This window comes from Chlorogloeopsis sp. ULAP02 (assembly GCF_038404745.2).
Classification (GTDB): Bacteria; Cyanobacteriota; Cyanobacteriia; order Cyanobacteriales; family Nostocaceae; genus Chlorogloeopsis.
The window spans coordinates 94,556-108,238 of the sequence record NZ_JAYKTT020000067.1 but is presented as its reverse complement, the minus strand read 5'-3'; the positions used below and the strand labels follow the sequence as shown (position 1 = coordinate 108,238).

The following is a 13,683-nucleotide window of genomic DNA, read 5'->3' as shown; positions in this document are numbered from 1 at the left end:
CACTGCGCAGAGAAGTCGGAGCGGCGGAAGCCGCCGCTCTGAACTTCGGAGAGGGTAACACGAGCGCAGGTGACTTATTCTTATCTTTCTTTAATCGCCACCATTCTATTAAAAAAGTTCATTACCAGAGAAATTGTCAAACTCATTATCAGATAAGTAAGCATAATCAGCAACATAGCTTCTACCGCTCTCCCCGTTTGGTTAAAAGTAGTAGAAGCAACAAAATATACATCTGGATAGCCAACCGCGATCGCTAAACTAGAGTTTTTAGTCAAATTCAGATATTGACTTGTCAGTGGTGGCACGATCACCCGCAAAGCTTGAGGAAAAATCACTAGTCGCATCACCAAACCAGGCTTTAACCCCAAAGAACGGGCTGCTTCCCATTGTCCCTTTGGCACAGATTGAATACCACCTCGAACAATTTCGGCAATAAACGCACCTGTATAAAAAGTCAATCCCATTAACAAAGCAAAAAATTCTGAGGAGAGCCTAAACCACGGAAATTGCACACCACTTTGACTGATATAAAATAAATTCAAAATAGAAATTTGGTTTTCTATCTTAGGTAAACTCAGGAAAACAGCAAAGTACCAAAATAATAATTGTAAAAGTAGAGGTGTATTGCGAAAAATCTCTACATAAACTCCAGCGATATTTCGTACTAACCAATTATCAGATAGCCGTGCTATTCCTGCGAATATACCGACAATCGTCGTGAAAATAATCCCTGCGATCGCCACTCGTAAAGAGTTAATTAAGCCTACCCATAAGGCACGACTATAAGTATCAGATGGATTGTAAGCAATGGGCGTTTCGCTAATATCAAATGAAGCTTGTTGCTTGAGAAAACCAAACCCAAATTGAATTCCTAATTGCTGCAAATTGCGGTTGAGATTTACCCACAGTATAGCTACGACAAATGCTACTAAAAACGCAGCTATTAATTGAAAAAAAAATTGCCAGGAACGCCGATCACGCCACAAGGGAGATTTAAAATTATGCATGATTCATATCTGATTATCTAAAAGGAGGAGAAAACAAAAGTCCACCCTTTGTCCAGAGTTGATTTTGACCGCGAGGAAAATTTAGCTTTGTCTTTGCTCCCAAATTGCGATTATAAATTTCACCGTAGTTGCCTACGTGTTTAATAATTCTGACTGCAAAGTCATTTGGCAAACCCATCCCTTGCCCAAGGTTACCTTCAGTTCCTAAAAAACGTCGAATTTCTGGATCGTTACTATTAGCAAGTTTTGCAACATTTTGAGAATTAATACCTAATTCTTCGGCTTTAATTAGGGAATAAACTACCCATTTAATCGTATTAGCCCATTTACTATCTCCGTCGGCAACAGCTGGAGCAAATGGCTCACTAGATAAAATTTCATCAAGAATTACATTATCTTCTGGGTTAGGTAAAATTGTGCGTCGGGAAATTAATTGAGACTTATCAGAAGTAACAGCGTCACAACGTCCTTGTGCATAAGTAGCATATGCTGTGTTCACATCTTCAAAGACAAGGGGTTTGTAAGGTATACCCCGTTTTCGCATTTGATCTGCTAAGTTCTGCTCGTTGGTGGTACCAGTTTGAGTGCAGATTGCTTTGTCTTTGAGATCTGCTAGAGTTTTACTGCCGCTGCTTTTGCGAACCATGATGCCTTGACCATCATAAAAGACTATCGGTGCAAACTCCAAACCCACCGAGGTATCGCGACTAAGCGTATATGTAGTATTACGGCTGAGAACATCTACTTCTGCGGTTTGCACGGCTGTAAATCTTTCTTTGGCATTAAGATTGCGGTACTCTACAGCATCTGGGTTATCGAACAAAGCAGCTGCTATGGCGCGACATACATCTACATCTAATCCAGAGTATTTACCATCTGTTCCGACAAAGCTGAATCCTGGTAGTTCACCGCTAACACCACAAATTAACTGTCCGCGACTTTTAATCATATCCAAACGGCTTTGAGTAACTTGTGATGCCCCTGTATTTCCTGTGTTTGCCACCTCTCCACTACAAGCAGTGAGGCTAAAAATTAGAGGTGCGATCGCTAAAATTAAAGTTTTTTTATCCATAAATATCATTGATACTCAAAAATTACTAATTAACATAACCTAAAATATGTCCGATAAGAACCCCGAATTTTTAGATAAGTCGGAGTTCTTTGTTTTTAGTTTATTTACTTTGACTTACTTATAAATAAAAGTATTTGAATAAATTCATATACTATGTTATTTTTATCCTTTAAAGTTTATGTAATATTAAATAAAGTAATAGTTAAAGTTAAGGTTCACTAGAGAAAAATATATTTTTTAACTATATTCTTAACAGTATAAGTATTTAACCTATAGTTATCTTCAACAGCAGCAATAGTCCATTGCACATTGCTCGGTAAGGAGAAGTATCTAAATCAACCTAATAAAGTAACCGTAGCAGGTTAAACTAGGTCTGGAAATAGCCGCTCCAGTTTTTTATGATGAGGCTTTATGGCTGCGAATCTGGAACAGATTGCTCATTACTTGGATAATCTTGGTTGGGACTACCGTTTGGACGAAGAAGAAGACCGGATTATTACAGGCGTAGAAAGTGAAAGTATAGAAGATTTTTTGATTGTAGTTCAGCTTGATGAGGAGGGAAAATTTTTTCGGTTATTTGCGCCCCAAGTTTTAGCAGGAGTGCAAGACCATCCTCACAAAGCAGCAATTCTTCAGACAATGCTGGCAATTTCTTGGGAAACCAAAATGTTGCAATGGGAATATGACCCTTCCGACGGCGAAATTCGTGCCATCATAGAGTTTCCCTTAGAAGACTCCACTCTTACAGAGAAACAATTCAATCGTTGTTTGAGTGGACTGGTTCAGTTAATTGATAGTGTGGCACTGCCTCGCCTGCTAGCCGTGATGGAAACAGGTCAAGATCCGGGAAACGTAGAACTAGGTGAGAGAATCTTACTAAGTATCCAAGAACAGGCTCCGGGGTTGTTAGAACTACTAGAAAAGGCTATGGAAGCTCGTAAAAAACGAGGAAGTTTTCCTAGCGAATGAGTTCAAATGTTTAGTGAAATAGCTATACTCCAAAGTGTTACCCTCGATATACTGAAAGTTTTACTAGGGCTGGATAAATATGACATCGTATGCTACCTCCTCTGCTAAAGCAGAAATGAGTGAACTCCGGCGGTTAAAAGGCTTATTACCGCCAGAATTGCAGAGCTGGGTCATGGTTGAAGGTACAACAGAGGTAAATCCGCCCCTGATTCGCTCTGAAGAAATAGGTAAAGACCAGGTAGAAATTCAAATAGACTTGGTGAAATGGGATTCGCTAGCGATGGATCAGCGTAATCTTTTGTTCTGGCATGAAGTTGCTCGCATTCAAAATGATACTATTCCCAAAGACGGTTGGGAAATGGCAGCTTTAGCGATTGGTTTGGGTGGTGCTGTTGGTGAATTGTGGGTACAAGATGTTTTATTGCTGTTTCTTGCTTTAGCGCTGTGCGGAGTTTCTGGTTGGCGACTTTATCAAAAAAATAATGGGGAAAAGCAGCTAAGAGAATTAGTAGAAGCTGACGAAAAAGCGATCGCCTTAGCCACTCGTTTTGGTTATAGTCTTCCTAACGCTTACAAAAGTTTGGGTAGCGCCTTGAAAACCTTAATTGACATAACTCCCAGCAAGCGCCAGCGCTCTAGATACGAAGCACGGCTTTCTGCCCTCAAACGCAGTGCCAACAAAGCAAAGGCAAAATCTAAAACTGCTATGGAAAACAGTGAATATTAAAACAAGAGGGAGACACGGGAGGAAGAGTATAGCTTTCTTCCCATTTCCCCAACCTCACACTAGACAATTAAAGCAATTAATTTGCACAGGACTAGCTCGCAATCGCTTCAGCTATAAACCACTCACTTACACCAGAATCAGCCCACTAAATAATCTGCGTCATAACTCTCACGCTCAAAAAATTACTTTTTTCACCATCTAGCCTGTCAATTAAGAATATATTAAGAAAATGTTAATTCAGCCTAGTGCCAATGTTCACATTGAAATTTAATCAAAATTGTCTAGTGCTTGCTCCTATCTTCACAAAACTCCTATGAGAATTAAGGCAGAAGAGCAACTGCGTTGCCTGCAAAAATTACTGATAACAGTAATTTCCACTTTGCAAAGCTGTTACTCCTTCTTCCAATTGCTACTTAAGCTGTTATTCTGTCATTTTGGAATCACAGGTGGATTTAAATAATAAGCCACCAAGTTTCCACAGGTAATGACTGTTAGCTTTCAAAACCTCAGCTTTTGGTGCTTCTAGTTCAACTCAGACTTCAAAGACATGAGCCAATTTCAGTTGCATATACCCACCAATGACTGGAGTAATCTGGAATATAAGTTATTTGCGAGCCAAAGCAAATCTACACAGCTCCACAATTTTGTGCCTGATCAAAAAATATTTTTAAGTTCAATACCGATTTACTTAAAGTTGGTTCAACATTTTATGCGTCTGAGGCACTACACGCACAACCTTGACAAACCGCTTCATCAAAGCCTGCCACATCAAAACTTGCTCTGGAGCAGGTGCAAGTATAGGGTTTTGAGTAAATTGTTCAGATGCTGCTAAAGGAGTGACAGGTTGTAGAAAAATGGGGATTTGTGGACTAACTTCTGCGACTAACAAACCTGCATCTTCTAAATCAGCAGTGTTTGTTTTGTCAGAAATGATAATTTTGACAAAAACTTCCACTTGTGACTCATAACAGAATTGGAGAAATTTTGCGTGTTCTTGCCAATGACTTTCGCCACTGACACTGGGTAACTTAAAATCCATACCTACAGAGTCTAGATAAGGCAAAATCTTTGCTAGTAGTTCTGGACGATGTCCGCCAGTTTCCAAGTAAATGGGTAAACCAGTGACTTTACGTACTTGCGGTAAAAATTCCACCAAAAATTGTGCATGAAGAAGTGGTTCGCCACCTGTTAAGCTAATACTATCGTGTAGGGAAAGTACATTTTGCCGCTTTACCCACTCAATTAGTATGTTTAAGGGAACGGGATTAGCGTAAATTTCAAAGTCTCGTAAGCCAGGCGATCGCTCAATCCTGCAAGTTGTCGGTATATTCCAAGTATGGGCGCTATCACAAAAATGACAGCGCAAGTCACAAAGGGCAAAGCGAATAAAAATTTGACGTGTCCCAACGTTCAATCCTTCCCCTTGGATTGCGGAAAAAATCTCAATCAGGCGTGCTGTAGGTGTAGTAAAAGTTTTAGTAGTCATCAGATAATAGCAGTACGTATGCGCTACTTAGGCAAAATAGTAAGGATATTTAACTTTTTGTTCTGTTAGATATATCCGTGAATTAACCTTGAGGCCTTACACATCAAAGGTTAAAATTTAATTTCCGGATAAATCTATTGTGAACCATCGTTGAAAATCTCTAATCTAAACCCCAGTAACTAGCAATTAGTTATTGTTTCAACTGATCTAACATCGGGTTAGATGATTCGCTAAGACAAAATAATTTTGGGTCGATTATATTGACACGGCAATGAAAGTACAGGATTTCATGAATAGCCAAACCACAGAGGTAGATGATCCGGTAATGTCATTAAATGATATGGCAGTAGTGCAGGTCTCAAACCGATTGAGCATGCTTGAAGCTGTGGCATTTAAGCAAACCTGTCAAGATTTAATCCAAGCAAATCCAGTTCTTAAAAGAATTATTATTGACTTTCAGCAAACTACTTTCATGGATAGTAGTGGTTTGGGTGCTTTAGTGAGTAATTACAAAACTGCCCAGGAAAAAGGGATCGAATTGATTTTACGGAATGTTACTCCTCAGGTCATGGCAGTACTCAACCTGACAGGATTAGAGGAGGTTTTTCACATTGAGTCTGGTAGTAACACCGAAACGCCCTCCAACCGACCATTGGAAGAGCAGCTACCAGCAACACATCCCTCCGTACGTTCTTGGACGAAACGGGTAATAGACATTGTTGGGGCATTTATAGGGTTAGTCATTACGGGAATTTTATTTATTCCTATTGCTGTTGCGATTACACTTGACGATCCCGGCCCGATATTATTTAGTCAAACTCGTTGTGGTTGGATGGGTAAGCGCTTTCGGATTTGGAAATTCCGGTCAATGTATGTTGATGCAGAAGCCAGGAAAGCTGAACTGGAAAAACACAATCAAGTACAAGGGGCTTTTTTCAAAATTGATAAAGATCCCAGAGTTACTAAAATTGGAGCCTTTTTGCGACGCACAAGTTTGGATGAACTCCCCCAGTTTTGGAATGTCCTTAAAGGAGAAATGAGTTTAGTTGGCACTCGCCCGCCTACACCCGATGAAGTAGAGCGTTATGAAGTACCAGAGTGGCAACGGCTAGATGTAAAGCCGGGTATGACTGGAGAATGGCAAGTGAATGGACGCTCTAGCATACGTAAATTTGAGGATGTAATTCGTCTAGACTTGCAATATCAAAAAAACTGGAGCCTGGCATACGATTTAAAACTTATTTTGAAAACAGTAGCCATTCTATTTCACAAAAACAGTGGTGCTGTTTAGCTAGCTTAAATGTACAAATCTAGGAGCTAGGAGTAGGGAAGCTTGTTTTCGTCAGATGCTTCCCTACTCCTAAATATTTTTTAGGGTTTAATTTTATTAGAGTCAGAAATTTCTTGAATCGTTAGTAGGTCAATGCTCGCACTCTTCATTTTTAGTATCGTAATCGTTATCTTACAATTGGAACCCCCATTATAGAAATTTGCCTTGATATAAAGCTAAATAGATATAGAAATTTTAGTTACGAATAAATACTTAACTACTATTTTTTGTAGTGTGATTGAAAAGTGACAAATATCTTAGTATACTTAAACAGCAAGTATAAAATTTTACTAAAAATTTAATGAATAGTTACTGACATCAAGAGAATTAAAAGAGAGAATTTAGACAGAACTGCTCTTTGAAAGCAGAAATCTCATAAAGCCAGAGATTCAAAAAAATACCAAGCATATTCTGACTAAATTTTGATATGCAGATTTTAATTTACTCATACAACTACTATCCAGAACCAATTGGCATTGCTCCTCTAATGACTGAATTAGCAGAGGGACTAGTTAAGCGGGGACATAAAGTGCGTGTAGTTACTGCAATGCCAAACTATCCTGAGCGTCAAATTTACGAAGGGTATAGAAAGAAGTTGTTTTTTACTGAGTATAAAAATGGTGTTCAAATTCAACGCAGTTATGTTTGGATTCGTCCGCAGCCAAACCTCTTAGATCGGATGTTGCTAGACGCTAGCTTTGTTCTCACCAGTTTCATCCCGGCTTTAAACGGCTGGCGTCCTGATGTGATTCTTACAACTTCTCCATCTTTACCGGTGTGTATACCAACTACCTTGTTGGGATGGTTGTATGGTTGCCCTGTAGTTTTAAACCTTCAAGATATATTACCAGAAGCTGCCATTCATGTCGGTCTGCTCAACAACAAATTACTGATTAAAGTTTTTACAGCTTTAGAAAAATTTGCTTACCGCACTGCCACCAAAATTAGCGTTATTAGTGATGGTTTTATCGAAAATTTGCTTGCTAAAAATGTCGAAGCTAATAAACTTTTACAAATTCCCAATTGGGTTGATGTAAATTTTATTCGTCCCTTACCAAAAGAAGATAATGTTTTTCGTATTGCCCATAATTTGAATGGCAAATTTGTAGTTTTATATTCAGGTAATATAGCTCTTACCCAGGGTCTAGAAACTGTTGTCAAAACTGCTTCTATGTTGCGGCAGATTCCAGATATTGCTTTTGTCATTGTTGGAGAGGCTTCTTGTTTACAAAGATTGCAACAAGAATGTCAAAGTTGTGGTGCAGATAATGTTTTGCTACTACCTTTTCAACCCCGTGAACGTTTACCAGAAATGCTAGCGGCTGCTGATATTGGCTTAGTAGTTCAAAAGAAAAATGTGATCTCCTTCAATATGCCATCGAAAATTCAAGTGCTACTTGCTAGTGGGCGAGCATTGATTGCATCTGTACCCGAAAACGGAACTGCTGCAAGAGCAATCAGACAAAGTGGCGGTGGAATTATCGTTCCTCCAGAAGATTCAGATGCTCTAGCTCAGGCAATTTTGGACTTATATCAACATCCGAACAAAGTTCAAACTCTGGGTTACAAAAGTCGTCAATATGCTACAGAGCAATATGCATTTGAGCAAGCTCTAACTCATTATGAGTCTTTATTCTACACAGTGACAGCAGATAACCCAGTTATAGACTCTACAGTAATCTCAAAGCAAGAAGTGTAAAATATTTCGATACCCTAGAAGGATGCGGCTATACAAACCATAAGGTGAGCACTGTCCACAACATCAAATCAGAATTGAGGAAAGTTCAGCAGTGCCTACCCTACCAAAATAGCTAAACAAAGTTGGCACAGTTGTTGAGTACAAGCCTTCGCTACAAAAAGAGGCTAGATTTGGGCAAACAAACTTCAGATGATAACTCCGTTAGAATAGAAATATCTATTCAATAACATTTGTTGCCACAATCCTGAATTCAGGTGTTCAGCTATTATGCGCCAAAAAGTCTTAGCTTGGTTAGCAGAGAATGTTCCGGCTTCGCGGATTAACCACATTCTCAGGGTTGAGCAAATGGCAGTGGAGCTTGCACAACATTACAATTTGAATCAGCAAAAAGCTGCGACAGCGGGACTAATGCATGATCTAGCAAAATATTTTCAGCCCCAAAAACTTTTGCAGATGGCAGAAGTTGAAGGATTGGAAATAGATGAAGTCGTAGCAGCGTCTCCTCATCTTTTGCATGCAGATGTCAGTGCCATTGTTGCCAGAGATACATTTGGGATCGAAGATGAAGAAGTATTACAAGCGATCGCCAATCACACCTTAGGTAGACCAGGCATGAGTCCGCTGTGCTGTATCGTATTTTTAGCAGATACTCTAGAGCCAGGGCGTGGCAATACCTCCCAATTGCAAGTATTAAGACAAATTTGTTGGGAAAATTTGGAGCAGGCTGTTTGGTTGACTTGTGATTACACATTCAAGTTTTTGCTAGAAAGTCCTCGCTTGATTCATCCGCGAGCGATCGCCACTCGCAATTGGTTCTTACAAAAATCGAAAGCCAAACATACAATTGCTCAACCAACTGCATAGACCTCTGTATTTTTTGTTAGTATTCAAAAAAACCTAATTATTATTACAGTTGCAATTCCATGGGCTTTTGCCAAGTAATTGTAAAAAATTGTCAAAAAAGAAAAAGCAGCTGAGGTTTAATGTCTGATTATATCCAAGCAAACTTACCATTACAATCAGTCGCTGTGAAAAAAGGAGCGGTAAAAAACCCGCAAATTGATATTGATGCAACAAGTGAAAATGTAGCCGAAACTATTGCGGAAGCAGCATCAGACCGGAAAGCGGGTGATATTTTGTTGCTGAGAGTAGCAGATGTATCTTACCTGGCTGATTATTTCGTGGTGATGACCGGTTATTCAAGAGTACAAGTAAGAGCAATCGCCGATGCGATCGAAGATAAAGTAGAACAGGATTGGCAAAGGCGTCCTCTACGGGTAGAAGGTAAAACCGAGGGAAATTGGATTTTGCAAGACTACGGCGATGTGATTGTTCATATTATGATGCCCAAAGAGCGCGAATTTTATAACTTAGAAGCATTCTGGGGTCATGCAGAACATATCGAGTTTCCAACATCTGATGATGGTGGGGGTAAACAAACATGATTAAGTCCTCGGTCTCAAATTGCCCTGTTCCCTCTGAGCAACAACCGCTAAATGAGTACGAAGAGCTAAAATCATCTTGGCTATTTCGTGATTGCACGCTAGACTGGCGCGAATATATCACAAAATTAACTTGGATCTGGGGTGTGTCTTGGCCGATAGCAGGAGCGGTGGCAGCAGTCAGCTTTCCCCCACATAAACAAATTGCCCATTTTCTCCTCTGTGGTGCTGCCGGGGCAAGTTTGGGTGTCATACTTATACTGCTGCGATTGTATTTAGGTTGGTCTTACGTGCAACATCGCCTAGCTAGTCCAATCATATTTTATGAAGAATCTGGTTGGTATGACGGTCAAACTTGGACAAAACCACAGGAAGTACTAACCCGCGATCGCTTAATTGTTACCTACCAAATCAAACCTATTATCCAACGGTTACAAATTAGCTTTGCTAGCTTGGCTGTGTTGTTCGTTGCTGGTACGATAGTTTGGCACTTAGTTTAAATTCTCATAAGTCATTGGTTAATGGTTAGTAATTAGTAGGTAGTGGCTAGTAGTTAGTAATTATTCCTAACAACTAACAACCAACAACTAACACATGACAAATGACAAATCACATCAAGACAAAATAGCGATAGATAATCACCCATGACAATGGGAAAACGAACTCAAGCCGCCGTATTGGAAGTTAGGTTGTTGCGTGAAGGCATAATTGAATCAAAGCACATAGTCCAAGCTGTTGTATGCGACAACCGAGGACGAGTGCTTTCTGTTGCCGGAAATGCCGAAACTGCAACATTCGTCCGTTCTGCACTCAAACCGTTTCAGGCACTTGCTGTTACCAGCACAGGCACCTTGGAACGTTACGACCTCAGCGATCGCGACTTAGCAATTATTACCAGTTCCCATAAAGGAACAATACAGCAAGTACGACAGGCATTTAATATCCTTTGGCGAGCTGATATTGATCCTTCGGCACTGCAATGTCCAATTCCCGAAGGCAAACGCAGTCCTCTAGAATACAATTGCTCTGGAAAACACGCAGGAATGCTAGCTGTTTGTCAGCAGTGTAATTGGTCTTTAAATAACTACTTGCAGCGGAAACATCCCGTACAACAACTGATTATAGCCAAAGTCGCAGAAGTGCTGAAAATGCCAGCCGAGGAATTTATCAGCGTTCACGATGATTGCGGCGCACCAACCTATCTCATGCAGCTTGGACAAATGGCGTCTTTGTATGCTCAACTAGCTGCTAGCAGTAGTTTGGATATGGAGCGCATTGTCCGTGCTATGACTCATCACCCCACGCTGATAGCAGGAGACGGGGAATTTGACACAGAACTAATGCGTTTAGCTCCAGGAGAAGTGGTAAGTAAAGCTGGTGCAGAAGGAGTGCAGTGCATTGGCAGACTCGGTGAAGGTATGGGATTGGCAATTAAAGTTATAGATGGAGCGAAACGGGCAAAGTATGCCGCTGCCATTCACTTACTTCAACAGATGGGCTGGATTAGTCCGTCCGTTGCCGAAGCCTTATCAGAAAACTTTATGAGCTTAGGTAGATACAAACGTTTAGAAGTAATTGGAGAATTATCGATTTTGTAGTTGCTAAATTTCTGACTTCTGGTTATACTAGAGAAGACGACGCGGGATAGAGCAGCCTGGTAGCTCGTCGGGCTCATAACCCGAAGGTCGATGGTTCAAATCCATCTCCCGCCACCAAATATAAAGTAAACCTCTACAGGCTTAAAGGTTTGTGGAGGTTTATTTTATTGGAAAATTAAATTTGATATGCGAACAGCATTGCATACCAAGAAGTCGAGTGCGATCACTTGACTTTTTTAACACAGTCGCGACGATATTCTTTGACTCATATCTCGCATCTGTGTTCTTGTGTGCCAAGGAATAAATTTCAAGAGCTTTAAGCTAAAGTCTAATAAAGTAGACTGGGTAAGCTTTTCAGTCAGTTTTAACTGACTTCAGCTATCAGTCTAGAACTGAAGTTCTAGGCGTTTTCGGGACGAGGTGCAAGACAGTCATTTGATCAATCACACAACAAGGGAATGAAAATATTTCTTTTTCTGTTAAGTACCTAAACAAAATTAATTACACATTCTCTGTGCTGTTCCCCGTTAAGAGTTCCCTGTTCCCTGCCTCCAGCCGTAAATTTAATTTTGCCTAACTACTTACCTGTTAAGGTTCCCTATTTTCAAGACAGAGTAAGTGTTGAGCTATTCTCTCTAGGGGTGCAGCAAGATGTAAATTATCTGGGTTTACCTAAAGTAGTAACGTATAATACTGCTTCATCGGCAGGAATCCCCAAAACTTCATTGACTTGATCATCGAAGAAGCCACCAATACCACTAACGCCCAAACCAAGGCGAATGGCAGCTAAATTTAGTCTTTGTCCCAAATGCCCTGCATCCATGTGTAAATAACGGTAAACGCGATCGCCGTATTGAGCAACAGCTGCTTTCAAGTCTGCTGTATGAAACAAAATTGCTGCCGCATCCCTTCCTAAATCTTGTCCCAAGCAAAGAAAGTGTAATTCTCGGCGGAAGTTTTTAAAGCGAATTTGTCGTAATTCTTGGGCTTTAGGTGCGTAATAGTAACAACCTGCCTCTAATCCTTCTATCCCAGAAACAGCAATAAATGTTTCGATTAAATTTAAATCAAAATAATCTGGAGAAATATCTAAATTCTGATCTATGTAATGTTGAGGTTGGTAAGTAAAGTCAAGTAAGACTTTTAATTGATCAAAAGTTAAATAATCACCATTGTAGGCACGGGTAGAACGTCGTTTGAAAATAGTAACTTCTAAATCTTCTAACTTTTCACCCCAGCTAATTGGTGTGGTGGTTGTAGAAATTTTTTGACAAAAAGGAAAGTTGTATTTATCTTCTAAAGATTTTTCTTGTTTTACTTCTGGCAAGTTTAATTTGCCAGTTGTGCCTGCTTGAATTTCAGTTGCTTGATGAAAGTACTTTAACAACTCACCATCAGGAATTTCAGGATAGTTAGTTTCGGTAGCCGAGGGTAGAGCAGTTCGCCATGTAGGCAAATTTTGTTTGATATCCAATAAATCTGCCAGGGCAACAACAGCGATCGCTCCCTCCTGTTGGCGATCAATATAAAGCAGTTCGTTGACTGTTTCATCCACAAAACCGCCGATTAAATGAGGGCGATAGTCACAAACAGCGCTTGCTAACTCGATATTGCCTAGCAAATGTCCAGTATCCAGAAAAATACGACGATATGCTCTGTCTTCATAGCGCCATGCCGAACGATAGAAAACAGCGGTGATAAGAATAGCCAATTGAGTATTTTCCAAGGCAGGATGCCAAAAACAAGCTTTTTGCAAAGCTTGCCAAACATCACTTTCCCAATAGTGCATCAAAGAATGAGTGCGACACTGGTAGTTATATAAACCTGGTGGTAACAGTTGAGTACCACGAGAAACTACATACACTTCTGCTGGATATAAACCACCAGCACTAGGCGCTGCACGGAGATACACTGCACTTCCCATAGAAGGCATTTTGGCAGTCAGTCCATAACTACAAAATAAAAGTCGTGACAATCTTTGCCACCATTGAGCCTCAGGATTATTAGTAAAATCTTCTAGCTTTTCTTCTATATAGGGTTTAAGGTCAAAAGAGGAGCCAATTTTGTATTCCTTGAATGGTACTGGTTGTTTAGCCCAGTCTAACCTCTTACTTTTTGAAGCAATCGTTTGAGGATCGTATTTAGTGCGCTCGTGGTAGTGCTGTGCGATCGATTGGCGGAGTTCAGGCATAAGAGTTTAAATACGTTGCTGCTACATATCTTGGCATTCCTCAGCGCTATCATTTCGTCATAATTAGTACAAACCTTAGGTTTTGATAGGATGAGTGGGTCATGCCCTACAGAAGAAAGATGTTGTATTTCAGTATATGGCATGGCAATTCCTCAATTTCTC

At 40.1% G+C, this 13,683-nt stretch carries 12 protein-coding genes and 1 tRNA gene; 9 read left to right on the top strand and 4 right to left on the bottom strand.

Features of this window, described 5'->3' with window-relative positions; genetic code table 11:
• Window positions 1-80 precede the first annotated feature (80 nt).
• Both U2718_RS23185 and U2718_RS23180 read right to left on the bottom strand, forming a co-directional pair.
• A complete protein-coding gene (locus U2718_RS23185) occupies window positions 81-1,007 on the bottom strand; it encodes an ABC transporter permease subunit (protein ID WP_342002533.1) in 927 nt (308 codons plus the stop codon).
• Between the two features lie 13 nt (window positions 1,008-1,020).
• On the bottom strand, window positions 1,021-2,079 hold the full coding sequence (locus U2718_RS23180) for an amino acid ABC transporter substrate-binding protein (RefSeq protein WP_342002532.1): 1,059 nt from the start codon (window positions 2,077-2,079) through the stop codon (window positions 1,021-1,023).
• A 411-nt stretch (window positions 2,080-2,490) separates the two neighbouring features.
• Here U2718_RS23180 and U2718_RS23175 point away from each other — a divergent pair, with 411 nt between their 5' ends.
• Both U2718_RS23175 and U2718_RS23170 read left to right on the top strand, forming a co-directional pair.
• Entirely contained in the window at window positions 2,491-3,048 is a 558-nt protein-coding gene (locus U2718_RS23175) for a hypothetical protein (protein ID WP_342002531.1), read from the top strand.
• Between the two features lie 79 nt (window positions 3,049-3,127).
• The gene (locus U2718_RS23170) at window positions 3,128-3,775 is read left to right on the top strand and encodes a DUF3318 domain-containing protein (RefSeq protein ID WP_289787558.1); all 648 of its coding nucleotides are present in this window, start codon (window positions 3,128-3,130) and stop codon (window positions 3,773-3,775) included.
• A 688-nt stretch (window positions 3,776-4,463) separates the two neighbouring features.
• On the opposite strand, the gene U2718_RS23165 is transcribed toward U2718_RS23170, so the two are convergent.
• Window positions 4,464-5,261, bottom strand: coding sequence for a 7-carboxy-7-deazaguanine synthase QueE (locus U2718_RS23165; protein ID WP_342002530.1), 798 nt, complete (start codon window positions 5,259-5,261; stop codon window positions 4,464-4,466).
• Between the two features lie 289 nt (window positions 5,262-5,550).
• Between U2718_RS23165 and U2718_RS23160 the strand changes: the two genes are divergently transcribed.
• From U2718_RS23160 to U2718_RS23130, 7 genes are all read left to right on the top strand, one after another.
• Window positions 5,551-6,552: an anti-sigma factor antagonist gene (locus U2718_RS23160; RefSeq protein ID WP_342002529.1), complete on the top strand. Its 1,002-nt coding sequence runs from the start codon at window positions 5,551-5,553 to the stop codon at window positions 6,550-6,552.
• Window positions 6,553-7,018: 466 nt separating this feature from the next.
• Entirely contained in the window at window positions 7,019-8,290 is a 1,272-nt protein-coding gene (locus tag U2718_RS23155) for a glycosyltransferase family 4 protein (protein ID WP_342002528.1), read from the top strand.
• Window positions 8,291-8,557: 267 nt separating this feature from the next.
• Window positions 8,558-9,154, top strand: a complete 597-nt coding sequence (yqeK, locus tag U2718_RS23150; protein WP_342002527.1) for a bis(5'-nucleosyl)-tetraphosphatase (symmetrical) YqeK — start codon at window positions 8,558-8,560, stop codon at window positions 9,152-9,154.
• Between the two features lie 119 nt (window positions 9,155-9,273).
• Window positions 9,274-9,735, top strand: a complete 462-nt coding sequence (gene rsfS, locus U2718_RS23145; protein WP_342002526.1) for a ribosome silencing factor — start codon at window positions 9,274-9,276, stop codon at window positions 9,733-9,735.
• Window positions 9,732-10,232: a CGLD27 family protein gene (locus U2718_RS23140; RefSeq protein ID WP_342002525.1), complete on the top strand. Its 501-nt coding sequence runs from the start codon at window positions 9,732-9,734 to the stop codon at window positions 10,230-10,232. Before rsfS ends, U2718_RS23140 begins: the two co-directional genes overlap by 4 nt.
• A gap of 144 nt (window positions 10,233-10,376) precedes the next feature.
• Window positions 10,377-11,330 (top strand): asparaginase, encoded by a 954-nt coding sequence (locus U2718_RS23135; RefSeq protein WP_342002524.1) that lies wholly within the window; start codon window positions 10,377-10,379, stop codon window positions 11,328-11,330.
• A gap of 40 nt (window positions 11,331-11,370) precedes the next feature.
• Window positions 11,371-11,447, top strand: a tRNA-Met gene (locus U2718_RS23130).
• 541 nt (window positions 11,448-11,988) lie between these two features.
• Here the strand turns inward: U2718_RS23130 and U2718_RS23125 are convergent.
• Window positions 11,989-13,521 carry a SagB/ThcOx family dehydrogenase gene (locus tag U2718_RS23125; protein ID WP_342002523.1) on the bottom strand — a complete coding sequence of 511 codons (1,533 nt, stop codon included), beginning with the start codon at window positions 13,519-13,521 and terminating at the stop codon, window positions 11,989-11,991.
• Window positions 13,522-13,683: the final 162 nt, after the last annotated feature.